Here is a 23,977-nt window from a genome sequence, read left to right on the forward strand (position 1 = left end):
GGGGGCGGGCTCCGCCGTGGGGTGTGGCGGGGCGGGCGCGGGGCCGCTGGTGGGGGGTGGTCCAACCCCCCCCGCCCCCCCGTTGTTGGGGGGGGGGGGGGGGGGGGGGGGGCCCCCCCCCCCCCCCACGACCCACGCTACGGACCGTTTAGGTCAGATCCTGTCCTCGACGGCCGTTCAGTTGCCTTCGATCTCGCCGTCGGGGCGGATCGCCGGCAGCGCGGTGGCGGGCTGCGGGAGCAGGGCCTTGGAGAGGTCCTGCTTGCCCGTCGGGTCGAGGCCGTACATCGCCTCGTAGATGTTGCGGACGGCCGGTCCCGAGGCGCCCGAGCCGGTGCCGCCCTGGGAGATGGTCATCACGATCGCGTAGTCGTCGGTGTACGAGGCGAACCACGAGGTCGTCTGCTTGCCCTGGACCTCGGCCGTGCCCGTCTTGGCGTGCATCGGGATCTGCTTCTGCGGCCAACCGCCGAAGCGCCAGGCGGCGCTGCCGTTGGTGGCCACGCCGGCGAGGGCCTCGTCGATGTTGTCGCGGGTCTTCGCGTCCATCGGGAGCTTGCCCGTCTCCTTCGGCGCGATCTCCTGGACCGACTTCCCGTCGGCGCTGACGATCGCCTTGCCGATGCTGGGCTGGTGGAGCGTGCCGCCGTTGGCGATCGCCGAGTAGACGGAAGCCATCTGGATCGGGGTGACGAGCGTGTCGCCCTGTCCGATCGAGTAGTTGATGGCGTCACCCTCACGCATCTGGTTGCCCTGACGGCAGTTCTCGTAGGCGATCTTCTCCGCGAAGGAGCCGTTCTTCTTGCCGTCGCGGCACCAGGCGTCCTTGTTCGCCTCGAAGAAGTCCTGCTTCCACTTGCGGTCGGGGACCCGGCCGGGGACCTCGTTCGGCAGGTCGATGCCGGTGCGCTTGCCCAGCCCGAACTCCTGGGCCGTCTTCAGGAACCAGTCCTTCGGGTCCTTCTTCGGCTTGATGCCGCCGTCCTTCTTCCACTCCTGGTCCGCGATGGCGTAGTAGACGGTGTCGCAGGAGACCTCCAGCGCCCGGCCGATGGTGATGTCACCGTGGCCCTGGGACTCGAAGTTCGTGAAGGTCTGGCTGCCGACCGAGTACGAGCTGGGGCAGGGGTAGCGGTTGTTGAACGGGTACCCGGCATTGACCGCGGCCGTCGAGGTGACCACCTTGAAGATGGAGCCCGGCGCCGCCTGGCCCTGGATGGCCCGGTTCAGCAGCGGGTAGTTCGACTCCTTGTCGGTGAGGCCGGCGTAGTCCTTGGCGGAGATGCCGCCCACCCAGGCGTTGGGGTCGTAGGTCGGGTTCGAGGCCATCGCCACGACCCGGCCGGTCTTGGTCTCCATCACCACGACGGCGCCCGAGTCGGCCTCGTAGTTCCGGCCGGTGTTCCTGTCGTTGACCTTGCGGGCCTCGATCATCGCGTTGTTCAGCTCGCGCTCGGCGACCGCCTGCACCCGGGAGTCGATCGAGGTCACGACGTTCGAACCGGGCTTCGCCGGATCGGTCTCGCCCTGGCCGATGACCCGGCCGAGGTTGTCCACCTCGTAGCGGGTGATGCCCGCCTTGCCGCGCAGTTCCTTGTCGTACGTGCGCTCCAGGCCGGAGCGGCCGACCTGGTCGGAACGCAGGTACGGCGAGTCCGACTTCTTGGCCTTGGCGATCTCCTCGTCGGTGACCGGCGAGAGGTAGCCCAGCACCTGGGAGGTGTTGGCCTCGTCCGGGGCCGCGTACCGGCGCAGGGCGGTCGCCTCGGCCGTGATGCCCGGGAAGTCCTCGGGGTGCTCGCGAATCTGCAGGGCCTGCTCGGTGGTGGCCTGGTTGCTGACCGGGATCGGCTGGTAGGGGGAGCCGTTCCAACAGGGCTGCTTGGTCTTGGCGTCGCAGAGCCGGACCTTGTCGATGACCTCCTGGGGGTCCGTGCCCAGCACCCCGGCGAGCCGGGTCAGCACGGAACGTCCCTTGTCCTTCATGGTCAGCAGCTCGGTGCGGCTGGCGGAGACCACGAGGTGGGTCGCGTTGTCGGCGAGCGGGACCCCGCGCGAGTCCAGGATCGAGCCGCGCACGGCGGGCTGGACCACCTGCTGGACGTGGTTGTTCTTCGCCTCGTCCGTGTACTCCGAGCCATTGCGTATCTGGAGGTACCACAGGCGTCCGCCCAGCGTGAGCAACAGTGAGAAGACCACGATCTGGATGACGACGAGCCGGTTCTGGACCCGAGGGGTCCGGCCGGTCTCCGGTATGTTGCTCAACTCGATCTCCCCCGGGCGGCTGCCTACGCCCGGCCGAGTCTAGGGGGACGACCTGTGAGACCTAGAACGGGAAGGTCGTCCGGCCGTGCTGGACGGAGATCCACTTCTGGGTGGTGAAGGCCTCGATCGTGGCCTCGCCGTTCAGCCGGCCCAGGCCCGAGGCCTTCTCGCCGCCGAAGGCGGCCAGCGGCTCGTCCCCGATCGTGGAGTCGTTGACGTGGATCATGCCTGTCTCGATCCGCTGGGCGAAGCGGACGCCCCGCTCCACGTCCCGGGTGTGCACGGCGCCGCTCAGCCCGTAGGGGGTCGCGTTGGTCAGCCGTACGGCCTCGTCCTCGCCGTCGAAGACCACGAGCAGGGCCACCGGGCCGAAGATCTCCTGGCTCAGCAGCGGGGAGTCCTCGGGGATCCCGGCGAGCACCGTGGGTTCGACCAGGTTGCCGCGCGTAGAACCCCGTACGAGGGCCTGCGCGCCGGATTCCACGGCCTGGTCCACGAGCGCGGTCAGGGCGTCGGCCTGGAAGGAGTTGATCAGGGGGCCGATGTGGGTGTCGGCCTCGCGCGGGTCGCCCGTCTTCAGGCCGCGCACGCGCGCGGTGAACTTCGCGGTGAACTCCTCGGCGACGGAGGCGTCGACGAGGATCCGGTTGGCGGCCATGCAGACCTGGCCCTGGTAGACGAAGCGGCTGAAGACGGCCGCGTCCACGGCGTAGTCGAGGTCGGCGTCGTCGAGCACGACGAGCGCACTGTTGCCGCTGAGTTCCAGGACGGTCCGCTTGAAGTGGCGGGCGGCGATCGCCCCGACGTGTCGGCCGACCCGGTCCGATCCCGCGAACGAGATCACCTTGGGGACGGGGTGGGTCAGGAGCGCGTCGCCTATCTCGGCGATGTCGGTGACCAGGACGTTCAGCAGCCCGGCGGGCAGCCCGGCGTCCTCGAAGATCTTGGCGATCACGCCGCCGCCCACGACCGGGGCGTTCTGGTTGGGCTTGATGACGACCGCGTTGCCCAGCGCGAGGGCCGGGGCGACCGACTTCAGGGTCACCAGGAAGGGGAAGTTGAAGGGGCTGATCACCGTGACGACACCCACGGGAAGCCGCTGGACCCGGTTCTCCTTGCCCTCGACCGGCGAGGGCAGGATCCGCCCCTCGGGCCGGACGGCGAGCTGGAGGGACTCGCGGATGAACTCCATCGCGAGGTGGACCTCGTACTCGGCCTTGGGACGCGTCCCGCCGAGCTCGTCGATCATCGCCTCGACGATCTCCTTCTCGCGCTCCTCGGTGATCCGCAGGGCGCGCTCCAGGACGGCGCGTCTGATGTAGGGGCTGGTGGCGGCCCACTCACGCTGGGCGCGTTCGGCGCCGCTGTAGGCCTGGTCCACCTGCTCGACGGTGGCCACCGTGATGGCCGCGAGCTTCTCCCCGTTGTAGGGGTTGACGTCGATGATGTCCCACGAACCGGTACCGGCCAGCCATTCGCCGTCGATGTACTGGTGAGCCAGGTCGCTGAATATGGACATGCCATCCCTTACTGCGAGCGCGCACCCGTGCGCTGCACCGGAGACCGATCGGTCATCATGCACTGATCAGACGTCATACTACGTGCGGATCAAGACAGTTGGAGCAGGCCGCGGAGAAGATCCCTGGTCCGCTCGGCATCGGGACAGTCCGCCTGGAGCCGTTCCATCGCCCGCTCGTACTGCCCCACTTCCTCGTTCTTGTCCAGGTAGAGGGCACTGGTGAGCTGTTCCAGATAGACGATGTCCTGGAGGTCGGACTCGGGGAAGCGCAGCAGGGTGAAGGCTCCGCTCTCGCCCGCGTGTCCGCCGAAGGAGAAGGGCATCACCTGGAGCTGCACGTTGGGCCGCTGGGAGACCTCGATGAGGTGCTCCAGCTGGCCGCGCATGACCTCGCGGTCGCCGTACGGGCGGCGCAGCGCGGCCTCGTCGAGGACGGCGTGGAAGATGGGGGCGTTCTCGGACACGAGGACCTTCTGGCGCTCCAGGCGCAGGGCGACGCGGCGGTCGATCTCGGCGCCGGAGGCTCCGGGCATGCCGCGGCTGACGACGGCGTGGGCGTAGGCCTCGGTCTGCAACAGTCCGTGGACGAACTGGACTTCGTAGATACGGATGAGGGAGGCGGCGCCCTCCAGGCCGATGTACGTCTGGAACCACCCGGGCAGCACGTCGCCGTAGCTGTGCCACCAGCCGGTCGCGTTGGCCTCCCGGACCAGTCCGAGCAGCGACTCGCGCTCCGTGCTGTCCGTGACTCCGTAGAGCGTGAGGAGGTCCTCGACGTCTCTGGCCTTGAAGCTCACCCTTCCCAACTCCAAGCGGCTGATCTTCGATTCGGATGCGCGGATCGAGTAGCCGGCCGCCTCACGGGTGATGCCGCGGGATTCTCGGAGTCGCCTGAGCTGGGAGCCCAGGAGGATGCGGCGCACCACAGAACCGCTTGCTTCTGCGGTCACTAGTACTGCCCTCCCCATCGCATTGGCGTGCGCGTGGTGTGCGCGAGCGTCTCGGGGCCCCCGCACCCCAGGGGCCGCAGTCTGCCACCAAAACGCATCGGCCCGTACTCGTTCTGTAACGGAATCCCGTCTCCGGGAAAAGAAGTCCGTAAGTATGCGTAGGAAGAAATGAGTCAGAACCGTCACGGGAGGGGACAGGTCAGGCGCGTGCACGTGCATCTGCCCTTGCATCCGGCCCGAGCATTCGGAACGATGGTCCCCGCGCACCTGCGTGCTGTTCGCGCCGGCGCCGGACCCACCCCGCAGTTCTTTCTGGACGGAGATGACCGCTCCGCCCGCGAATCCCGGGAGTGCCTCGCATGGGGACGAATGGATCGACCATGCTCGAGCCGTTACGGCAGGGGCTGCCCCCGGTCGACCCCACGGCTGTCTCCGGGTCCGCCTCCTGCGCTCTGCCCGCCCGCTACGACGCGGTGCGCGGAGCCCGCTCCTTCTGTCGTTCGACCCTGTCCCAGTGGGGTCTCGACGACCGCTTCGACGACGTGGCCCTGGTCGTCTCCGAGCTCGTCACCAACGCGCTGCGCCATGCCCTGCCCGAGGACGCGCGGGGTGCGGACGCCGAACCGGAGCCGCCGGTACGGCTGCACCTGATGCGGTGGAGCACGCGGCTGGTGTGCGCGGTGCGGGACCCCAGCGAGGACCGGCCCGGCGGGGCGTTCTCGCCGGAGCGGACGTCGGAGAACTGCGACCTGGAGTCCGGGCGCGGGCTGTTCCTGGTGGACGCGTACAGCGACAGCTGGGGCTGGCACCCGCTCGCGGGACGGCTGACCGGCAAGGTGGTCTGGGCGCTCTTCCTGCTCCAGGACTGAGCCATCGGCGGCCGGTGACGACTGCCGCCGGGCCTCGATCAAGGGCGCACACAGGACAACTGGCCGGGATCGATCCTTGGGATCGGTCCCGGCCAGTGCACGTGCATGGCCTGATGGATGCGCTGTTCCGTCAGCTGATCAGGTGATCGAACTCGCCGTCCTTGACGCCCAACAGCAGAGCCTCTATCTCGGCCGGTGTGTAGACGAGCGCCGGTCCGTCGGGAAAGCGCGAATTGCGCATGGCGACATCGCCTCCCGGCAGCCGTGCGAACTCCACGCAGGAACCCTGCGAGTTGCTGTGTCTGCTCTTCTGCCACGTCAGCTCAAACAAGGTAGCGAGTTCTGCAGCTGCCATCCCGTTGTACGCGTGGTCCACAGGAAGCCCCCGATAGTGCAGATGTCAACTCCTCCGGATCATAGCTGTGTTCATGAGCGGCTGCATGGGCAGATGCACGTGCACGCGTGGTGGTCCGTTGATCACAGACAGGTCCGTACTCGGGGATGAAGGGCCTCGGACACCTCGTCGAGCGAGTCCAGGAGCGGAGCCGGCTCACGGCGCCGCGCCTCATCGTTCTCAGGAAACGCGTCAGGGGAGCGGCTTCCGTCGGCCGCCGACGTGCGCGCGGTCGGCGGCCGCCGTGCCGTCCTCCCAGCCCGCGTGGTCGGTGGCGCCCCGCAGCCGGGTCGTGGTGGTCCGGGGGAACATCTCCTCCGCGCGTGAGGTGACCGCCACGTCGCGGGCCACCAGGGCCGGCAGGTTGTCGGGGGCTTCCGTCGCCGTGTGCTCGGCGGTCTCGGCGAGCCGGTGGCCGAGCCGGCTGGCGTAGGCGAGCAGGAAGGACTGCCTGAAGGTCTTCGTCCGCTTGCGCCCGCCGGAGCGCTGCGCGGCCTCCGCGCGGCTCATCGCCGCCGTGCCCTGCACGAGCAGCGAGGTGTACAACAGCTCCACCGCCTCCAGGTCGCTCTCGAAGCCGACCACCGTGGAGAACTCGAAGCCGCTGTTCCACACCGCCCGGCAACGGTTGGCGCCGGCCACCGCGTCGAGCAGCACCGCCTTCGCCTCCTCGTACGGCGGCTCGACACCGATCCGGCAGGCGGCGGGCACCTGTGCCGGGCCCTTGCCGCTCGCCGCCAGCAGCGCCTCGTCCACGGTGTGCCGGGCCATCAGCTCCTGGGCCTTGGCGCTGAGCGCCTCCGCCTCCTCCGGGTAGGTGGTCGCCTCGGCCTTGGCGAGCAGGGCCCGGATCCGGCCCAGCATGCGCGGCTCGATGTGGGCGTGCTCGGCGAGCGCGTCGACAAGATCGCCGGGCAGCGGGCCCACCGGCTCGATCGAGGGCAGCCGTATCAGCAGCCGCAGCACCTCCAGAAAGGCGGTGGCCAGCGTGAACCGGTCGGCCCGTTCCCGCTGCGCGAGTCGGTCGGCGTACTTCCCGTCGCCGCCCCACCAGGCCTCACCGGCGTCCCAGCGCGCCGGGAGCCGGGCGTAGCGGCGCGCCTCGGCGGCGATCAGGTCCCCGGTGATCCGCAGGTGCCGCTCGTCGAGGTCGCGGCGGACCAGCCGCAGCACGTCGGCCGGCTGCCAGCCGCGCTCCCAGCCCTGGCGTACGTACGCCTCCCCGCGCACCAGCAGCTCCCGCCCGACCGCCGGCCAGGCCCCCTGGTCCGCGACGAGCAGCGAGGCGCCGGTGTCCAGCCCGGCGTCGTCCTGGGCGTAGAGGGCGGCGGCGAAGGCTCGGTCGACGGTTTCGGCAAGGTCTCTCACACCTCTCAGCTTGGCATGTCCGCCTTCGCGTCCCGTTCCCGGAGGGCGGCCTCGATCCGGGGGCGGTGCGCCGGCGTCCCGGCCGGGTGGCGGCCGTCGCGGTCCGGGTGCCGGCGGTCGCGGTCCGGGTGGCCCTGGCACCGGAGGCGCATGCCGGGCACGTCCACGAGCCGGGCGGGGCGGACCTCGGCGGTGGGTGCCCGCTGGGCCCCGGGCTCCCCGGGACGGGCCCGCGGGCCCCCGCCCGGTGCGGACCCGGCGCCCTTCCGACCGCCGATGCAGGTGGCCATTTGCGCGGCCGTGGCCGCGGGCTTCCTCGACACCCCGGAACACGGGCACGCTCCGCCGCCTGCTCGGCCGTGCACCGCGCCCCGGCCCACGGCACGGCGCGGCCGGGCCTGTCAGACCCCGGTGGGACACTCGCACCCATGAGCGACCGCACTCCCCGGTGGGCCCTCGCCGAGGACGGCGACGGGTGGTGGCACGCCGCGCCCGTGCCTCCCTGCGACGGAGTCCGGATGCGCGTCCGGGACCCCGCCGAGGCGATCCGCGCCGCTCCGCCCGGCACCCGCTGGGTCTGGCGGTCCACCCCGGCCGTGTACCCCCGGCTGCTCGACGCGGGCGCCCGCGTCGAGCGGTGCCACGACATCGAGGCCACCGAGCTGCTGCTCCTCGGCCACGAGGGCCGCTTCGGCGAACCCCGCTCGGCGGCCGCCGCCTGGGCCCGGCTCACCGACGCCCCCGTACCGCCCGATCCGCGCCCGCGCGCCGCCGAGCCCCGCGCCCAGGACTCCCTCTTCGACCCGCAACCCACCCCGGTCCCCCTGGACGCGCTGCTCGCCGTCCACGCCGACCAGACGAGGCGGCTCGACGCCACGGCCCACCCCGACCGGATGCGGCTGCTCACCGCCGCCGAGTCGGCGGCCTTCCTCGTCGCCGCCGAGATGAACCGCGCGGGCCTGCCGTGGCGCGCCGACGTGCACCGCGCCCTGCTGACCGAGTTGCTCGGTGAGCGGTACGCGGGCGGCGGGGAGCCCCGCCGCCTCGCCGAGCTGGCCGACCGGGTGTCCGCCGCCTTCGGCAGACGGGTGCGCCCCGATCTGCCCGCCGACGTCGTCAAGGCGTTCGCCGGGGCCGGTATCAAGCTCAGGTCCACGCGCCGCTGGGAGATCCAGGAGCTGGACCATCCCGCCGTCGAGCCGTTGATCGAGTACAAGAAGCTGTACCGGATCTACACCGCCCACGGCTGGGCCTGGCTCGCGGACTGGGTGCGGGACGGCCGGTTCCGCCCCGAGTTCATCCCGGGCGGCACCCTCACCGGCCGCTGGGTCACCAACGGCGGCGGGGCCCTGCAGATCCCCAAGGTGATCCGCCGGGCCGTGGTCGCCGACCCCGGCTGGCGGCTCGTCGTCGCCGACGCCGACCAGATGGAGCCGCGCGTCCTCGCCGCGATCTCCCGCGACCCCGCCTTCATGGAGGTCGCCGGGGAGCCCTCGGACCTGTACACCGCCGTCTCCCGGCAGGGCTTCTCCGGTGACCGGGACAAGGCCAAGATCGCCGTGCTCGGCGCCGTCTACGGCCAGACCTCCGGGGACGGCCTGAAGAACCTGGCCGCGCTCCGCCGCCGTTTCCCCCGCGCCGTCGCCTACGTGGACGACGCGGCGAAGGCCGGCGAGGAGGGCCGGCTCGTACGGACCTGGCTGGGCCGCACCTGCCCGCCGCCCGCCGGCTCCGGTGAGGGGGACGAAGCCGGCGACGGCGGCGTCGACCCGGGCGAGGGGTACGGGGAGGGCGGGGACCGGGCCGCGCAGGACCGGGACGACGGCTGGACCCCGAGCTACGCCTCGACCAACACCCGGGCCCGCGGCCGGTTCACCCGTAACTTCGTCGTCCAGGGCAGCGCGGCCGACTGGGCCCTGCTGCTGCTCGCGGCCCTACGGCAGGCGACCGTCGGCATGCGGGCCGAGCTGGTGTTCTTCCAGCACGACGAGGTGATCGTGCACTGCCCGGCCGAGGAGGCCGAGGCCGTCGTGGAGGCGATCCGCACCGCCGGTGAACGGGCCGGCCGGATCGCCTTCGGCGACACCCCGGTCCGCTTCCCGTTCACGACGGCGGTCGTGGAGTGCTACGCGGACGCCAAATGAGGCCGCTCACACGGAGAGCCGACCGAGAGCGGACCGGGACCGGAGGCCGATCAGTCGGTGCGTGCCGCGAGCTTCCACTCCGGGGCGAGCGCGATCTGCCGTAGCTGCTTCAGCGTCAGAGCGGGCGCGGGCCGGGTGGCCGGGCCGTTCTGGTCGGCCGTGTTGAAAGCGCTGACCAGCACGCGCAGCCCGTCCACGTGCAGGGTGTCCACCTTCCACTGGGTCACGCCCTTGTTCTTCTCCCCGGGCCCCGCCGCCTCCCTGACCATGGTGCCGTCGGGCTCCGTGGTGAAGGGGGATCTCCCCGGGAAGCCCGAGGGTCCCGCGGCCGGCTGGACGTTGATCTGGACCAGGGACCTGCCCTTGCCGTCGTCGAGCACGACGTAGCCGTACGAGCCCTGCCCGCCCCTGGACACGATCGGAACGGTGATCCCGATCCGGGTCAGCAGCTGTTCCAGGGCGTCCACGGCCTTCCGGTCCCGCAGGGCGATGGACTCGGGCAGGGGCGCCGGCTCGGGCGGGGCCTCCGGCAGGTCGTTCAGGGCCGGGTGCCAGGTGTCCGAGGTGACCACGTTCTTCAACTGCTCGATGGTCAGCGGCGGGTCGGTCCGGGAGACGGGGGCGCCCTTGTCGGCCGCCGCGTTCCACTCGGACGCGTCGACCATGAAGCCCCGGACCGTCACGAGCACCGCCCGCCAGACCTTGGTGTCCGCGCGGCCGTCCGGGTACTCGTACCCCTGGTGGAGCAGCAGCCTGGACCCGTCCGGCAGTTGCTCGGTCCGGCAGGCGTCGTAGCGATGCAGGTTCTTGTCCTCGCACTCGGTCTGCGCGCGGGATCCGCTGCCGAACGGGTCCACCCGCTGGAGACTGAGGAAGACGGCCGCCGGTCCCTTGCCGTCGTCGAACACGACGCCGACCCTGGGTCCCAGCTCGTCCTCCGTGCCCCGCGCCTCGGGCTCGGTGATGCGGCCGCCCGGCAGGAGCGCCTTCATCTTGCCGACCATCTGCTCGGCGCTGACCGCGCCGGTGCCGGTCCGTCGCCCGTTGCCCGGCGGGGTCGGCGGCGGGGCCGCGACATGGACCGCGCCCTCGGCGTCGGAGCCGCCGAACAGGCCGCCGGAGTAGGCCCCCGCCGTGGCGATCAGGGCCAGGGCCAGCACCGATCCGGCGGCCACGGCGGCCCGGCGGCGCGCCAGCAGGCGCCGGCCGCGCGCCCCGCCCGCTTCCGCGAGGGCCCCGGAGTCGGAGGCGAAGCCCTCCCCCGTGCGCCGCAGGGCTTCGGCGAGTTCGTCTTCGAAGGACATCGGGGACCAGACCTTCCGGGTGCCGGGTGGAGGGAGGAGGGAGGAGGGAGGAGGGAGGAGGGGGAGGGGAGGGCGAGGGCGCCGGGGGTGGTGGCCCGCCGGAGCGGACCGGCGCTCTCAGAGGTCCGCGAAGGCGGTGAGGCTGCCGCCCAGCTGCTCCCGCAGCCGGGCGAGCGCCCGCGAGGTCCGCGTACGGACCGCCGCCGAGCTGGCGTTCATCGCGTCGGCGGTCTCCTCCACGCTGCGGTCCTCCCAGTAGCGCAGCACCAGAACCGCCCGGTCCTTGGGCGCCAGCCGCCCCAACGCCTCCAGCAGCGTCAGCCGCAACGCCGGATCGCCGCTCCCGGGCGTCGGCGCGCCCGCGTCGGGGAGCTCCCCGACCGGCCGCTCCCCCGCGGACCGGCGGCGCTGGTGCGTGAGGAAGACCCGTACCAGCACCGTCTGCGCGTACGCCGCCGGATTGTCGACACGGGAGATCCGACCCCACCGCAGGTACATCCGCCCCAGGGTCTCCTGCACCAGGTCCTCCGCGAGGTGGGTGTCGCCGCCCACGAGCAGACATGCCGACCGGTACAGATGGCCCGATCGGCCCGCGGCGAACTCACGGAACCCGTCCCTGCGCGCCTGGCGCATGTGCTCCCCCCTCACGTCCCTCTCCCCCTCTGACGCGATGGCGGCGGAGAATGTTTCATCTCTCCGCCGCCGATCCCGTCACCACTCCCGCCGGTACTCCTTCCGGTGCTCACTCCGGTGGCCGGTCAGCCCAGGTCGTGGAAGTAGACGTGGAACTCCTCGCGGACGAAGCCCTCGGTCTCGTACAGGCCCTGCGCGACCGTGTTGTCGTACGCGGTCTCCAGCTGCACGCCGGAGACCCCGGCCTCGCGGGCCCGGCGCAACACCTCGCGCAGCAGTGCCCGGCCGACTCCGGTGCGGCGGCCGGCCGGGGCGACGTAGAGGTCGTTGAGAACCCAGGCGGTCTTCAGGGAGAGGGAGGAGAAGCCGCGGTAGACCTGCGCGAAGCCGACCGTGCCGACGTCCTGGACATCGGCGAGGAGGACCAGCGACTCGTCCTTGGCGATCCGCTCCGCCAGGAAGGCCCGTGGGGCGTCCGGGTCCTCGATGTCCACCTCGTAGAAGTCGAGGTAGCCCCGGAACAGCACGGCCGCCGTGTCGACATCCGCCTCGCCGGCCGTGCGGACCGAGACCACCGGAGCGGATTCCTCCGCCGGGGACCGGCCGTCCCGCTGTGCTGCCTGACCGTTCATGTGCGTCTCCCTCAGGGGTGTTTCGCGCGCCGCGGACCGATGTGCGTGGAGGGTGCCGAGCTGTCCGGAGCCCCGGCACCCTCGACCGCCTACGCTACGGCCGGAGTCGGCCGGGGCGAAGGAGCGGGCGACGGCCGGGGCGATGCCCGGGACGCGCACGCGACGGCGGGCCTCGGGACCGAAGTCCCTTGGCCCGCCGCCCACATAGGCTTCCCGGAGCGCGGTCTCCCGGCTCAGGGCGTCGGCTGCGCGGGGAGCGTGTAGACCCGGTCCGGGGTCACGATCTTGGTGATCGCCTCGCCGAAGAGGGTGCTGGGCTCCTGGCCCTGGTACGCGATGTCCGTGTTGAGCAGGACGACCAGCGTGGCCTCGGCTTCCGGCAGGTAGAGGACCAGCGATCCGTAGCCCGGCAGGGAGCCGTTGTGCCCGATCCAGCCCTGGACGTCGAAGATGCCGAGGCCGTAGCCGGTGCCCGGGAGGGCGTCGACCACGTCGAGGCGCTGGGCCTGGGTGGCGGGGGTCAGCAGGGTCCCGGTCGCCAGGGTCTTCGCCCAACTGCGCAGGGCGGGGAGGTCGGAGATCATCGCGCCGGCCGCCCAGCCCCAGGAGGGGTTCCAGTCGGTGGAGTTCTCGACCTTCCCGGAGGCCGTCTGGTTCGTGTAGCCCTGGGCGTGCGGACTGGGGAACTCCGCGCCCGTGGGGAACAGCGTGTTCTTCAGACCGGCCGGTTCGACGACCTCCCGGTCGATGAACTTGTCGAGGGGGACGCCGCTGACCTTCTCCACCACCAGCCCGAGCAGGATCAGGTTGGTGTTGCAGTAGTAGAACTCCGCGTTCGGCTCGAAGAGGACCGGGTGCTTGAAGGAGTAGGCCAGCAGCTGCTGCGGGGTGAAGGGCTTGTAGGGGTCGCTGGTCAGCGCCTTGTAGAAGTCCTCGTCCGCCGAGTAGTTGAACAGACCGCTGCGCATGCCGGCCAGCTCGCGCAGGGTGATCCGGTCGCCGTTCGGCACGCCGGCGACGTACTTGCCGATCGGGTCGTCCAGCCCGACCTTCCCCTCGTCCACCAGCTCCAGCAGGGCGGTCACGGTGAAGGTCTTGGTCACGCTGCCGATCCGCATGTTCAGGTTCGGGGTCATCGGCGCGCCCGTGGCCTTGTCGGCGACGCCGAAGGACCGTACGTAGTCCCCCTTGCCGGGAGCGGACACGGACACGATCACACCGGGGATCTTCGCCTCCGCCAGCACCTTCTTGATCGCGGTGTCCAACTGGCTCGTGACGGCGGGGGTCAGTTGCGCGAACTCGTCCGAGGCGGCGGGGGTCGGGGTCGGCGCCGGGACCGTCGCGGCCGGTACGGGCGCCAAGGGCGCCGCGGCGTCCCAGGCGTGCACCGCGGGCGCCGCCGCGCCGACGGGTCCCATCACGAGTCCGACCGCCGCCACGACCACGGCGGCACCGCGCCGGCGTGTCGTCATGTCCGGCCTCCTCACCCGCCAAGCCAAGGAACCATCACTCCACGCTAGACCTGCGCACACGGGCGGGCGACCGGAGCCGGCGCCGGGGAATTCGTCCAAAAATCTATTCTAGAAATATCTCCGGATCGGCCAGACTTCCCGCATGACCGGTCGCACCTCCGGCCCACGGCCGGAACCCGACGAGCGGCGGACCGCCGGCTTCGGCCCGCCACCCGCGCCGTTCGCCCCACCCGCCCCGTCCGCACCGCCCACGCCGCCCACCTTGACCGCCTCACGGTCGTCCGGCGGGCGCGGTCGGCCGCGGCTGCCCCGGCCCGTGACCGCCGGCGGTGCCGTCATCGTGCTGCTCGCCGCCCTGCTCGTGATCGGCGGCGGCGCCTACCACCTCACGGTCCGCGGTCACAGCGCGGAGCCCCTGGCCGGGCCCACCGGTTCGCCCTCGGTCGACCAGGGCGACGGCAAGGGCGACGGCAAGGGCCCCGAGGCCTACGACCCCAACGCCGGCATCCGGGCGGGCGAGGCCCGGGTCTGGCTGCGCGACAATCCGGCCGAGGTGGCCGGGGCCGGGACCTCGCAGTACGGCCCGTGGCGGGTGGGCGACTCCGTGATCGGCGCGATCCCGAGCGGTTTCACCGCGTACGCGGCCGCCGACGGTCAGGAGAGGTGGAAACTTCCGCTGCAGACGCCGCTGTGCGGGATCCCGCCGGCTCCGTCCGCGAGCGGCAAGCTCGTGGTGGGACTGAAGGAAAGCTCCTCGGAGAGCTCACGGTGCACCCACCTCCAGCAGATCGACCTCACCACGGGGCGGGCCGGCTGGAAGATTCCGCTGCCGCCGGAGAACGCGTACGACAGCTCGGCCCAGTTCGAGCCGGTGATCAGCGGTGACACGGTCGTCGTCGCCCGGTCGGCCGTCATGAGCGGCTTCTCGGTCACCGACGGCCGCAAGCTCTTCGGCACGTCGAGCCCGAACGGCTGCTACCCGTACGGCTTCGCCGGAGGTTCGCGGCTGATCGCCCTCCGCCAGTGCCCCGACCCGAAGGACGTCGTCGCGCGCGGACAGGCGATGGTCGAGGAGCTGGATCCGGCCACGGGCGCAGCACGGTGGAGCTACAAGTACGCCCCGGACTGGACGGTCGGCCGGGTGCTGTCCGTCGACCCGTTGGTGGTCACCGCGCACCACAAGGACAAGAAGACCTGGAACCTCACGGCGTTCGCCGCCGACGGCACGGTCCGCTCGCAGGGCTCCCCGACCTTCGGGGTCAGCGGCCGGTGCAACGGATTCGGCCACTCCGACGGCTTCCAGGAGTGCTACGCCGTCGCGGCCGACGCCGACTCCGTCTACCTCGGCGCGGGCAAGCCCGGTACCAGCCTGGACACCGACGCCACGAACCAGGTCGTCGCCGTCGACCTGAACACCGGCAAGGAGCGCTGGCGCACCGCCGAGCAGCCGAAGGGGCGCACCATGTGGCCGCTCGCGGTCGAGAACGGCAGCATCCTCACCTACGTCACCCCCGGCAACGGTGAGGCGGGAGCGGTCGTCTCCCTCGCCGCGACCGACGGCGCCTCGCGGCCGGTCCTGCAGAGCCCGGCCGGGGCCCGCGGCCCCGAGGAGGTCTTCTACCCCCACGGCATCCGCATCGCGTGGGCGGACGGGCGGGTGTTCCTGCTCAACGGCCGGGTCTACAGCCCGGAAGCGCGCAAGGTGAGCCGCGCGATCCTGTCCTTCGGCAAGTAGGGCAGGCAGGTACCAGGAGGGACACCGTGCAGAACCCGTACCCACAGCCGCCCCATCCCGACGGGCTGTACCGGCCGCCGCCCTCGCGGGGGCCGCGGGAGCCGGACACCGGCGCAGGCCGGTTCGGCGGAAAACGTCTCGTCGTCGGGATCTGCGCCGCGACCGCCCTGGCGGTCGCCGCCGCCGCGACCGGTGTCGCACTCGGCGTCCGCGAGAACCGGGACCGCGCCTCGGCGGCGGCCGCGGCCTCGGCGGCGGACCCGACGAAGCCCCTCGTCGCGGGCTGGAAGACCGTGATCAACCCCAAGCACGGCACGGCCTTCGACGTCCCGCCCGGGTGGGAGGTCCTCGAACCCGAGGTCTTCAGCGGCCACGTGGACGACAAGGACTCGGAGAAGATCATCATCGGGCACTCGGCCCCCGCCTTCTACAAGTCCCGGTGGTGCAGCGTCGACGGCGACGGCGACGGCCAGATCTCGGACGTCCGGCTCGCCAACACCGGAACCAAGGGCGCCGGCGGCGCCAAGGACCCCGCCGACATCGCCACGAAGGAGGCGCCCACCTGGGTCTACGCCGCCTACACGCAGCCGGACAAGAGCGTGGTCAAGGCCGACAAGCCGGTGGCCTACACCACGAAGTCCGGGGTCGAGGGGAGTTACGTCAGAGCACGCTCCTCGGGCGCCGCGGCGACCGACCGCTGCGCGGGCGACGGCCAGGCGATCGTCTTCGGTTTCCGGAACTCCCGGGGCGACCTCGTCTCCTGGGACTTCTACGGCCGCACGGGCGTCCCGGGGGCCGTCGACGACGCCCTGATCATGCGCATCCTGAGCACCGTCCGCCTGGCCGGCGACCCGAAGGACCCCGGCCCCGGACCGTGATCGCCGAGGCCGCCCGCGAGGCTCGACCCGGCCTCCGGGGCCGACCGTCGCGAGGCCCGCGGCCCGGGCCGGGGGCCTGGCTCTCGCCGGGCCTTCCCTGTCCGCTCCCGAACCGCACCCTCGCCGCGGAAGATCGACGGCACCGCGAACCTCGTTGAATGGACGCAACGTCTAGTCTAATCTCGCACTCAGACGCAACGCATCGTCCAGTCTTCTGCCGGAGGTCATCCCGTGCCGAACAGAACCGACCCGACCGACCGAACCGATCGCCCCGACTCCCCCACGTCCCGTCGTGGGCTCGCGACCGCCGCCGTGGCCTTCGCCTTCTGGATCACCATGGCGGGCACCACCGCGCCCACCTCGCTCTACCCCTTGTACGGCGCGGACTTCGGCTTCTCCCCGATCACCGTCACCGTGATCTTCGCCGTCTACGCCCTCGGCGTCGTCGTCGGACTCCTCGCCTTCGGGCGCCTGTCGGACCAGATCGGGCGACGCCCCGTACTGGTCGCGGCGACCCTGCTCTCCGTCTGCGCCGCCGGGGTGTTCCTGGTCGCCGACGACGTGCCCGTGCTGCTCGTCGCCCGCGTGATCTCCGGCTTCTCCGCCGCGCTCGTCACCGGCGCCGCCACCGCCGCGCTCACGGAACTCCTCCCGCAGGAACGGGGGGTCCGGCCCGCGACGGTCGCGCTGTTCGCCAACATGGGCGGGCTCGCCTGCGGCACGCTGCTCGCCGGGATCCTGGCCGATCTCGCGCCCGCACCGCTGCGCACGCCGTGGATCGTGATGCTCGGTCTGGCGGCCATCGGACTCGTGGGCGTGGCCGCGTCCCGGGAGACCGCCGTGCACCGCTCCGGATTCGTCCTCCGGTTCCAGCCGCTCCGCATACCGTCGGAGATCCGCTCGGATTTCCTGCGCTCCGCGATGGCCGCCGGCGCCGGCTTCGCGGTGCTCGGCGTACTCACCGCCGTCACCGGCCTGTTTCTCGGTACGGTCCTCCACCGGAGCAGCCACACGCTCACCGGGCTCGTCGTCTTCATCGCCTTCGCCTGCACCGCGCTGGGTCAACTGCTGGTCCGCCGGTTCAGGCCGGGCACCGCCCTGCGGGCGGCCTGCCTGGGGCTGGTCCTCGCCGCCGCATTGATCGCGCTGGCCATGGCGGTCTCCTCGCTGACCCCTCTGCTCGTCGGCGCCGCGGTGAACGGCCTGGCCACCGGCGTGGCCATCAGCCACGGGCTCGGTGGCATCACCACCCGTGGCAACCCGCAGCACCGCGGCGCGTCGGTGTCGACGTTCTTCGCGATCCTCTACTCCATGCTCGCCGTCCCCGCGATCGGGGTGGGCGTACTGATCCGCGCCACGAGCCTGCGACCGGCCGGGACGATCTTCAGCGCAGCCGTCGCGCTGCTCGCGCTCACGGTGCTGTCGAGCCTCGCCCGCGACCGCAGGACGGCCGTGTGATCGGCCGGTCCCGTCACCGATCCGATGTGCCAGAATCGCGGCATTCGCACGAAACGAGAGGTGACCGACCATCAGCGCCGCACGGAAGACCGAAGGCCACCGCGCCCCCGCCCCCGTCGTGAGCCGCACGGGTCCACGGCGCAGTGAGAGCATCCGCGTCGCGGTGCTGAACGCCGCCGACGACCTGCTGGTCGAACAGGGCTTCGCGGCGACGACCATCGAGGGCATCGCCGCCCGGGCGGGCGTCGCCAAGCAGACGATCTACCGGTGGTGGAAGTCGAAGGTCGAGATCCTGCTCGACGCCCTGGCGGAGGACGCCCTCGAAGGGCTGGCATGGGCCGAACCGGCCGGAACCCCCGCCGAGGACCTCACCGCACACCTGCACCGCGTCGCCGACTTCTTCCAGGAACCGGCGGGCCAGGTACTCCGGGCCCTCCTCGGCAACGCGCAACTGGACCAGGACGCCGCCGCCGCGCTGCGCGAGGGGTTCCTGCTCAAGCAGCGCGAACGCGATCTGGCCGGCCTCCGCCCGATCGTCGAACGCCACACGGGCACGGCTCCGGAGGAGGAACACCTCGGCCGCCTCGCCGATCTGCTGCTGGGCCCGATCTACTACCGCGTACTCGTCTTCGGTACGCCGGCCGACAAGGAACTCAGCACGGTCGCCGTGCGGCTGGCACTGGGGCCCACGGAGCGGTGAAAGGCGAAACCCCCAGGTCACGGGGGTGAGTCCTGGGGGTTCCGGGGGGGAGCGCCGTGCGGTCCCCGAAGGGCCGGTGCCGCGCGCGGGCACCGGCACGTACGGCATCAGTAGCGCGGCTTGCGCGTGAGGATCAGTCCGCCCAGCAGGAACAGCACGCCGATCGCTCCGGCGACGACGGCGGAGGTCATCTGCGCGGGCTTGCTGCTCGCGTCGAGCACCGCGGTGACCAGCCCGGCGACGCCGCTGATGTAGCAGAAGATCGTGATGAAGATCTTGAGGTTGGGGTTCATGGGGGGCCTCTCGTATCAGGTCGGTTCTTGTTGTGCCGGGCTTGTCATGCCGCGGGGCCCGGGGAGGTTCCGGCGGCGGTGAGGCCGAGCAGCATCACCCAGGCGTCGGGGTCGGAGCGGAAGCGGTTCCACCGGTCGGCCGCGAGGGAGAGTTCGGCGAAGGACAACACCCCTGCCGCCAGCAGGGGTTCGAGGCGTTGCGGTCCGAGATGGGGAGCGAAGGCCTCGGTCGGGTGGTCGTCGTTGGTGGTGGCGAACGGGCGCAGCACGACGTCGTCGAAACCTTCCGCGCGCAGCATCCGGGTGAGCCGGCGGCCGATCGATCGGTCCCCGCCCGCCGCGCGCTGGGCGCCGGCCACCTTGGCGTGGATGCCCGCCATCTCCGGATAGGACGGTTCGGCGATGCCCCAGCAGGAGGTGTCCACCTCGGTGACGATCACCCGGCCGCCGGGCCGCAGCACCCGGCGGACCTCGGTGAGCACCTTCGACGTGTCCGGCACGTGTTGCAGGACGTACCGCAGCAGGACGGTGTCGATGCTGCCCGTCTCCAGCGGAAGGTCCGCCGCGTCGGCGACGATCAGCTCGGCGCCGGTGCCCTCGGCATGGGCCAGGAGCGTCGCGTCGATGTCGACCGCGACGATCGTGAGGCCGGGCAGCGCGGCACGCAGGCAGCGGGTGACCGCGCCCGACCCGGCCCCGAGTTCGAGCAGGGTCGAGGACTCGGTGACGCCCAGCTCGCGCAGGATGCGCAGCTCTTCGGGGAAGGACAGGGCGGCCTGTGCTTCGAGGCGGGCCAACTCGCCGGTCAGACCGCCGGTGGTGGTCCGGGCCGGATCGTACGAACCGCCCTTGAGGGTCGTGGTGTTCACCGCTTCCTCACCATCATGCTCATGCCGTGCCGGGGACGGAGGGTGACCAGGGCTTCCGGCTCGACCGGGAAGTCCTCGACGAGTTCGCACTCGACGGACTGCGTCAGCATGGCCAGGACGAGGGTCGCCTCGACCATCGCGAAGTGCTGGCCGACACAGATCCGGTCGCCGCCACCGAACGGCATGTAGAGGTGGCTGGGCAGCTCGGCGTCGATGAAGCGGTCGGGGACGAACTCCTCCGGCGCCTCCCAGTGGTCGGGATGACGGTGCAACACCCACTGACTGATGCAGATCAGGGTGCCCGGTGCGACGTCGTAGCCGCCGATGACGTCGGGGCCGGTCGCCCGCCGGGAGGTCAGCCACACCGGGGGGTAGAGGCGCATGGCCTCTTGGATGGCTCGCCGGCAGACGGGCAGGTCCACCAGGTCGGCGGCGGTCGGAGTGCGCCCCTGGAGCACCCGGTCCACCTCCTCGCGGACCCGCGCGGCCTCGGCCGGGTTGCGGTCGAGGAGGTAGAGCGTCCAGGTCAGTGACTTCGCGGTGGTCTCGTGACCGGCCATGATGATCGTCAGTACCTGGTCGCGCAGATCGGCGTCGGAGACCTGGTGGTCGGCACTCATCATCGCGTCCAGCAGGTTGGTGCTGCCGGCGGCGGCGCCGGTGGCCCGGCGGGAGGCGATGAGAGTACGGGTGACGGCGTCCAGGAAGGCGCGCGCCGAAGCGAAGCCCTGGCGACGCAGCGCCGTGTCCGTCGGATCGGGATCGTCGGCCGGGACGTAATGGCCGATGTAACGGTTCACCGCGTCCACCGCGCGGCCGAAGCCCTCACCGATTCCGTCGATGTCGGCGCCCAGGATCGCCCGGGTGATGATGCCCAGGGTCAGGGCTGTCAGATGATGGTCGACGGCGATCGGGGCGTCGCCGTCCAGGGCCGGGCGCCAGCGCTCCAGCATGTTCGTGGTGGCGTCGGTGACGACACCGTCGAACGTCCTCACCGCGCTGGGCCGGAAGGCCGGGGCGCACATCCGGCGCTGCTTCGCCCACTCCTCGCCGTCGCTGGTCAGCAGCCCGTTGCCGAGCAGCGGACGCAGCATGTGGTCGTCGGGGGTGTTCTCCTTGGTGTAGTTGGCGCCGTTCTCCTTGAGTACGTAGCGCGCGAACTCCGGCCGGTTGAGCAGGTAGACGGTGTCGCCGTCGGCGCGGTGGCAGGTGATGTCGCCGTACTCATGCGCGAGCCCGGTGACGAAGGCCAGCGGATCGTTGCGCATCTCCTGCATGTCGGCGGGGCCTTCGGGGCCGGGGGGCAGGACCAGGGTCCGTGCGGGCATGGTGGCGGTCACCTCCGTGGTGTGGCCGTTGACCGAATGCGTACACCGAATGCGTACGCAGAATTCCGAATACGTAGCAGAGGGCGCCCGATACGTAATCGGAATACGTACACCCAGGGTCGGCAATACGTATTGATTCACATATCCGAGCGGTTCTGCGGGGCGCAATCTATCGCACTCGTCCGGGGCGCTCAATACTTACTGGTGCGCACCGAAGATTAAGTCTTGGCGGAGCCTTTCCCCCATGCCAAGCTTTCGTTTGTCGCCGCCACAACACGGTGCGAGGCGATACTCGAAGGAGGAGTCCACATGTCGCTGGACCCGCAGCAGCGCGCTGAATTCGTCAACGCGTACACCAAGACGCTCATCACCGCCTGGTCGAGCGAGGAGTACGTGGCCCGCCTGAACTCGGAGCCGCGCGCCGCGCTGGCCGAGTCCGGTCTGAACGTCCCCGAGGACGCGGAGATCGTCATCGTCCGCACCCTCCCGGACGGCAAGCAGGACGGCAACCTGGACGTCCAGGTCTCCTTCTGGGAGCTCGGCCTGGCCACCGGCCGCTACGAGTTCCACATCCCGGAGACCCCGGTCGTGGACACGGCGGAGCTCAGCGAGGGCGACCTGTCCGACGTCGCCGCCGGTGGCAACTACTGCTGCTGCCCCTGCTCCTGCTGCACCTGATCGACCGCTGCGGAGAGCTCACGGCGGTTCGCGACTCCGCAGGACGACAGAACCGGTGCTGTGCGCGGGCCCTCGGCCGGACAAGGCCGAGGCCCCGCGCGGCCGGCTTCTGCCGCAGCATTCGGATCCTGTTCTCAGCGCCCCCCGCGCGTCCCCCGTGTGCGGGGTGCCTGGAATACACAGAAAGAAGAAGTCAGCATGGCGATGGATGCCCAGCAGCGTACTGAATTCGTCAACGCGTACACCAAGACGCTCATCACCGCCTGGTCGAGCGATGAGTACCGTGCCCGGCTGAAGTCGGACCCGCGGTCCGCCCTTGCGGAATCCGGTCTGACCCTTCCCTCGAACGCCGAAATCGTCATTGTCAGCGCCGATCCGGAGACCCAGCCGGACGGAAACCTCGACGTCCAGGTCGGTCTGTGGGAGGCCGGGCTCGCGAGCGGCCGCTTCGAGTTCCACGTGCCGGACGCCCCGGTCGTCGAGACCTCCGAGCTGAGCGAGAGCGACCTCTCGGGCCTCTCCGGCGGCGGCAAGGGCGGCGGCCCGACGGTTCTCACGTGCTGCTGCCCCTGCTCCTGCTGCACCTGATCACCGCCTCGTAAGGAGAGCACCGAAGTGCTGCACACCGCATCGGAAGAAGACCCTGTCGTTGTCCGGGGCCTGCGCAAGCAGTACGGCGATTCGCACGTCGTACGGGGCGTGGACCTGACCATCCACAAGGGAGAGGTGTTCGCCCTGCTCGGGCCGAACGGCGCGGGCAAGACGACGACCGTCGAGATCCTCGAAGGGGTCCGGCAGCGGACCGGCGGCGACGTGCGGGTGCTCGGATGCGATCCGGCCGAGGACAGGCGGGACTGGCGGGCACGCATCGGTGTCGTGCCCCAGTCCACGGGCGCCTACACCGATCTCACCGTGCGCGAGGTCGTGGAGCACTTCGCGGCGCTGTATCCGGCGCCGCTGCCCGTGGGCCAGGTCATCGACATGGTCGGGCTGGGCCAGCACGCCAAGAAGCAGACGACGGCGCTGTCCGGCGGCCAGCAGCGGCGCCTGGACGTGGCCGTCGGGGTGATCGGTGACCCCGAACTCATCTTCCTCGACGAACCCACCACCGGGTTGGACCCGGTGGCTCGTCGAGAAGCCTGGGACCTGGTGCAGTACTTCGCCGACCGTGGGCGGACGACCGTACTCACCACGCACTACCTGGACGAGGCCGAGGCGCTCGCCCAGCGCGCGGCCGTCATCGTCGACGGGAAGGTCGCGGAGGTCAGCCGGGTGTCCGAACTCGGCGGACGGGCCGACACCTCGACGACGGTGTCCTTCCGGATGCCGCCGGAACTGGTCGGACGGACCCTGCCGGCCCTGCCCGCCGAGGTCACGGTCGAGCGGGACGGAAGCAAGGGTGACGGCATCGTCAGCATCCTGACCAGGACCCCCACCGCGGTCCTCCTGGTGCTGCTGGCCTGGGCCGACGAGGCCAGGGTGCGGGAGCTGCCCGAGCTGCGCGTGCACCGGCCGACGCTCGAGGAGATCTACCTCGACCTGATCAGCAGGAACCGCGACGCAAAGGCAGGAACCCCGTGACCGTGTCCGACGCCCCCTCCGTCCCTGCCCGCACGACCGCGCGGCCCGACGCGACCCCCACGACCGCCACGACCGCCGAAGCCGGCGGACACCGCGCGCCCCGCCGTACGCCGGGCGTCTGGCGGGCCTCCGTCGCGCGCTCCTCCGTGGAGCTCAAGAGCTTCTTCCGGAACAAGCAGTCGCTGATCTTCACGCTGATGTTCCCGGTCCTGATGCTCCTGGTCTTCGGGTCGATCTTCTCGGGCAAGGTGGCGGGCACCGACACCGACCTCAAGCAGGTCTTCATGGCCGGGATCATCGCGTCCGGCGTGATGAGCACCGCCTTCTCGGGTCTCGCGATCAACATAGCCATCGAGCGCGACACCGGTACGGTCCGTCGGCTCGCCATGACGCCGATGCCCAAATCGGCCTACTTCATCGGCAAGTTGGTGCGCGTGGTGGTCACCACCGTGCTGGAGACCGCACTGCTGATGGCGATCGCCGTGACGGCCTTCGGCCTGCCGCTGCCCTCCACCGCGCAGCGCTGGACGACGCTCGGGTGGGACCTGGCGCTGGGCACGGTCGCCTGCGCCCTGCTCGCCGTGGCCTACAGCGCGATCATCCCCAACAGCCGGTCGGCCGCCGCCATCGTGACCCCGGTCTTCATGGTCACGCAGTTCATCTCGGGTGTGTTCTTCCCCTTCAACCAACTGCCCTCCTGGATGCAGACCCTCGCAGCGTTCTTCCCCCTCAAGTGGATCGCCCAGGGGTTCCGGTCGGTGTTCCTGCCGGACTCCTTCGCCGTGGTGGAGCCTGCCGGCACCTGGGAGCTCGGCAGGATCGCCCTGGTCCTGGCGCTCTGGTCGCTGGCCGGACTCGTGCTCACCGCGATGTCGTTCCGCTGGCGCGGCCCGCGCGTCAACTGACC

The 23,977-nt window shown here is 71.2% G+C and carries 21 protein-coding genes and 1 pseudogene; 10 read left to right on the plus strand and 12 right to left on the minus strand.

Annotation, left to right across the window (positions count from 1 at the left end; translation table 11 throughout):
• Positions 1 to 186: 186 nt before the first annotated feature.
• The 3 genes and pseudogenes from mrdA to ACGFYY_RS16460 all read right to left on the minus strand — a co-directional run.
• Positions 187 to 2,265: pseudogene (gene mrdA, locus ACGFYY_RS16450) on the minus strand (penicillin-binding protein 2); the annotation flags it as partial.
• 61 nt (positions 2,266 to 2,326) lie between these two features.
• Positions 2,327 to 3,784 (minus strand): aldehyde dehydrogenase family protein, encoded by a 1,458-nt coding sequence (locus tag ACGFYY_RS16455; RefSeq protein ID WP_393709975.1) that lies wholly within the window; start codon positions 3,782 to 3,784, stop codon positions 2,327 to 2,329.
• Between the two features lie 89 nt (positions 3,785 to 3,873).
• Positions 3,874 to 4,752 (minus strand): helix-turn-helix transcriptional regulator, encoded by an 879-nt coding sequence (locus tag ACGFYY_RS16460; RefSeq protein WP_365271252.1) that lies wholly within the window; start codon positions 4,750 to 4,752, stop codon positions 3,874 to 3,876.
• 362 nt (positions 4,753 to 5,114) lie between these two features.
• Here ACGFYY_RS16460 and ACGFYY_RS16465 point away from each other — a divergent pair, with 362 nt between their 5' ends.
• On the plus strand, positions 5,115 to 5,603 hold the full coding sequence (locus ACGFYY_RS16465; protein WP_393709978.1) for an ATP-binding protein: 489 nt from the start codon (positions 5,115 to 5,117) through the stop codon (positions 5,601 to 5,603).
• Positions 5,604 to 5,733: 130 nt separating this feature from the next.
• Here the strand turns inward: ACGFYY_RS16465 and ACGFYY_RS16470 are convergent, their stop codons facing one another.
• Positions 5,734 to 5,979 (minus strand): DUF397 domain-containing protein, encoded by a 246-nt coding sequence (locus ACGFYY_RS16470; RefSeq protein WP_030726905.1) that lies wholly within the window; start codon positions 5,977 to 5,979, stop codon positions 5,734 to 5,736.
• Between the two features lie 210 nt (positions 5,980 to 6,189).
• Positions 6,190 to 7,365 carry a DUF2786 domain-containing protein gene (locus ACGFYY_RS16475; protein ID WP_393709980.1) on the minus strand — a complete coding sequence of 392 codons (1,176 nt, stop codon included), beginning with the start codon at positions 7,363 to 7,365 and terminating at the stop codon, positions 6,190 to 6,192.
• A 428-nt stretch (positions 7,366 to 7,793) separates the two neighbouring features.
• On the opposite strand from ACGFYY_RS16475, the gene ACGFYY_RS16480 reads away from it, so the two are divergent.
• Complete coding sequence (locus tag ACGFYY_RS16480) at positions 7,794 to 9,509, plus strand: bifunctional 3'-5' exonuclease/DNA polymerase (protein WP_393709982.1); 1,716 nt, start codon at positions 7,794 to 7,796, stop codon at positions 9,507 to 9,509.
• A gap of 50 nt (positions 9,510 to 9,559) precedes the next feature.
• Here ACGFYY_RS16480 and ACGFYY_RS16485 read toward each other — a convergent pair whose 3' ends face one another.
• From ACGFYY_RS16485 to ACGFYY_RS16500, 4 genes are all read right to left on the minus strand, one after another.
• Positions 9,560 to 10,813, minus strand: a complete 1,254-nt coding sequence (locus tag ACGFYY_RS16485; protein ID WP_365271263.1) for a hypothetical protein — start codon at positions 10,811 to 10,813, stop codon at positions 9,560 to 9,562.
• 117 nt (positions 10,814 to 10,930) lie between these two features.
• Positions 10,931 to 11,446: a SigE family RNA polymerase sigma factor gene (locus ACGFYY_RS16490; protein ID WP_365271282.1), complete on the minus strand. Its 516-nt coding sequence runs from the start codon at positions 11,444 to 11,446 to the stop codon at positions 10,931 to 10,933.
• A 125-nt stretch (positions 11,447 to 11,571) separates the two neighbouring features.
• Complete coding sequence (locus tag ACGFYY_RS16495) at positions 11,572 to 12,078, minus strand: GNAT family N-acetyltransferase (RefSeq protein WP_393709984.1); 507 nt, start codon at positions 12,076 to 12,078, stop codon at positions 11,572 to 11,574.
• 233 nt (positions 12,079 to 12,311) lie between these two features.
• Positions 12,312 to 13,550, minus strand: coding sequence for a serine hydrolase domain-containing protein (locus ACGFYY_RS16500; RefSeq protein ID WP_393709986.1), 1,239 nt, complete (start codon positions 13,548 to 13,550; stop codon positions 12,312 to 12,314).
• Positions 13,551 to 13,692: 142 nt separating this feature from the next.
• Here ACGFYY_RS16500 and ACGFYY_RS16505 point away from each other — a divergent pair, with 142 nt between their 5' ends.
• From ACGFYY_RS16505 to ACGFYY_RS16520, 4 genes are all read left to right on the plus strand, one after another.
• Positions 13,693 to 15,285 (plus strand): PQQ-binding-like beta-propeller repeat protein, encoded by a 1,593-nt coding sequence (locus ACGFYY_RS16505; RefSeq protein ID WP_393709988.1) that lies wholly within the window; start codon positions 13,693 to 13,695, stop codon positions 15,283 to 15,285.
• A 26-nt stretch (positions 15,286 to 15,311) separates the two neighbouring features.
• Positions 15,312 to 16,163 carry a hypothetical protein gene (locus ACGFYY_RS16510; protein ID WP_393709990.1) on the plus strand — a complete coding sequence of 284 codons (852 nt, stop codon included), beginning with the start codon at positions 15,312 to 15,314 and terminating at the stop codon, positions 16,161 to 16,163.
• 231 nt (positions 16,164 to 16,394) lie between these two features.
• Positions 16,395 to 17,621 (plus strand): MFS transporter, encoded by a 1,227-nt coding sequence (locus tag ACGFYY_RS16515; RefSeq protein ID WP_393709992.1) that lies wholly within the window; start codon positions 16,395 to 16,397, stop codon positions 17,619 to 17,621.
• Positions 17,622 to 17,784: 163 nt separating this feature from the next.
• On the plus strand, positions 17,785 to 18,321 hold the full coding sequence (locus tag ACGFYY_RS16520; RefSeq protein WP_393709994.1) for a TetR/AcrR family transcriptional regulator: 537 nt from the start codon (positions 17,785 to 17,787) through the stop codon (positions 18,319 to 18,321).
• A 107-nt stretch (positions 18,322 to 18,428) separates the two neighbouring features.
• Here ACGFYY_RS16520 and ACGFYY_RS16525 read toward each other — a convergent pair whose 3' ends face one another.
• From ACGFYY_RS16525 to ACGFYY_RS16535, 3 genes are read right to left on the minus strand one after another with little or no spacing between them, the layout of a single operon-like run.
• Positions 18,429 to 18,614: a hypothetical protein gene (locus tag ACGFYY_RS16525; RefSeq protein ID WP_030756074.1), complete on the minus strand. Its 186-nt coding sequence runs from the start codon at positions 18,612 to 18,614 to the stop codon at positions 18,429 to 18,431.
• A 44-nt stretch (positions 18,615 to 18,658) separates the two neighbouring features.
• Entirely contained in the window at positions 18,659 to 19,483 is an 825-nt protein-coding gene (locus ACGFYY_RS16530) for a class I SAM-dependent methyltransferase (protein ID WP_393709996.1), read from the minus strand.
• Positions 19,480 to 20,811, minus strand: a complete 1,332-nt coding sequence (locus ACGFYY_RS16535) for a cytochrome P450 (RefSeq protein WP_365276428.1) — start codon at positions 20,809 to 20,811, stop codon at positions 19,480 to 19,482. Before ACGFYY_RS16535 ends, ACGFYY_RS16530 begins: the two co-directional genes overlap by 4 nt.
• A gap of 309 nt (positions 20,812 to 21,120) precedes the next feature.
• Here ACGFYY_RS16535 and ACGFYY_RS16540 point away from each other — a divergent pair, with 309 nt between their 5' ends.
• The 4 genes from ACGFYY_RS16540 to ACGFYY_RS16555 all read left to right on the plus strand — a co-directional run bounded on the left by ACGFYY_RS16540 (position 21,121) and on the right by ACGFYY_RS16555 (position 23,975).
• On the plus strand, positions 21,121 to 21,489 hold the full coding sequence (locus ACGFYY_RS16540; RefSeq protein WP_202200418.1) for a hypothetical protein: 369 nt from the start codon (positions 21,121 to 21,123) through the stop codon (positions 21,487 to 21,489).
• Between the two features lie 198 nt (positions 21,490 to 21,687).
• The gene (locus ACGFYY_RS16545) at positions 21,688 to 22,077 is read left to right on the plus strand and encodes a hypothetical protein (RefSeq protein WP_393709999.1); all 390 of its coding nucleotides are present in this window, start codon (positions 21,688 to 21,690) and stop codon (positions 22,075 to 22,077) included.
• A gap of 27 nt (positions 22,078 to 22,104) precedes the next feature.
• Positions 22,105 to 23,070 carry an ABC transporter ATP-binding protein gene (locus tag ACGFYY_RS16550; RefSeq protein WP_365276432.1) on the plus strand — a complete coding sequence of 322 codons (966 nt, stop codon included), beginning with the start codon at positions 22,105 to 22,107 and terminating at the stop codon, positions 23,068 to 23,070.
• Positions 23,067 to 23,975, plus strand: a complete 909-nt coding sequence (locus ACGFYY_RS16555; RefSeq protein ID WP_393710002.1) for an ABC transporter permease — start codon at positions 23,067 to 23,069, stop codon at positions 23,973 to 23,975. Before ACGFYY_RS16550 ends, ACGFYY_RS16555 begins: the two co-directional genes overlap by 4 nt.
• The last annotated feature ends 2 nt before the right edge of the window (positions 23,976 to 23,977 follow it).

The sequence above is a fragment of the Streptomyces sp. NPDC048331 genome (assembly GCF_043201215.1).
In the GTDB taxonomy this organism is placed as follows: Bacteria; Actinomycetota; Actinomycetes; order Streptomycetales; family Streptomycetaceae; genus Streptomyces.

Excerpts from the sequence above, each read along its gene's own strand:
- ACGFYY_RS16535 (WP_365276428.1), bottom strand. The coding sequence starts at position 20,811 with ATGCCCGCACGGACCCTGGTCCTGCCCCCCGGCCCCGAAGGCCCCGCC.
- ACGFYY_RS16455 (WP_393709975.1), bottom strand. The coding sequence starts at position 3,784 with ATGTCCATATTCAGCGACCTGGCTCACCAGTACATCGACGGCGAATGG.
- ACGFYY_RS16525 (WP_030756074.1), bottom strand. The coding sequence starts at position 18,614 with ATGAACCCCAACCTCAAGATCTTCATCACGATCTTCTGCTACATCAGC.
- ACGFYY_RS16545 (WP_393709999.1), top strand. The coding sequence starts at position 21,688 with ATGGCGATGGATGCCCAGCAGCGTACTGAATTCGTCAACGCGTACACC.
- ACGFYY_RS16465 (WP_393709978.1), top strand. The coding sequence starts at position 5,115 with ATGCTCGAGCCGTTACGGCAGGGGCTGCCCCCGGTCGACCCCACGGCT.
- ACGFYY_RS16495 (WP_393709984.1), bottom strand. The coding sequence starts at position 12,078 with ATGAACGGTCAGGCAGCACAGCGGGACGGCCGGTCCCCGGCGGAGGAA.
- ACGFYY_RS16490 (WP_365271282.1), bottom strand. The coding sequence starts at position 11,446 with ATGCGCCAGGCGCGCAGGGACGGGTTCCGTGAGTTCGCCGCGGGCCGA.
- ACGFYY_RS16460 (WP_365271252.1), bottom strand. The coding sequence starts at position 4,752 with ATGGGGAGGGCAGTACTAGTGACCGCAGAAGCAAGCGGTTCTGTGGTG.
- ACGFYY_RS16505 (WP_393709988.1), top strand. The coding sequence starts at position 13,693 with ATGACCGGTCGCACCTCCGGCCCACGGCCGGAACCCGACGAGCGGCGG.
- ACGFYY_RS16500 (WP_393709986.1), bottom strand. The coding sequence starts at position 13,550 with ATGACGACACGCCGGCGCGGTGCCGCCGTGGTCGTGGCGGCGGTCGGA.
- ACGFYY_RS16485 (WP_365271263.1), bottom strand. The coding sequence starts at position 10,813 with ATGTCCTTCGAAGACGAACTCGCCGAAGCCCTGCGGCGCACGGGGGAG.
- ACGFYY_RS16540 (WP_202200418.1), top strand. The coding sequence starts at position 21,121 with ATGTCGCTGGACCCGCAGCAGCGCGCTGAATTCGTCAACGCGTACACC.
- ACGFYY_RS16480 (WP_393709982.1), top strand. The coding sequence starts at position 7,794 with ATGAGCGACCGCACTCCCCGGTGGGCCCTCGCCGAGGACGGCGACGGG.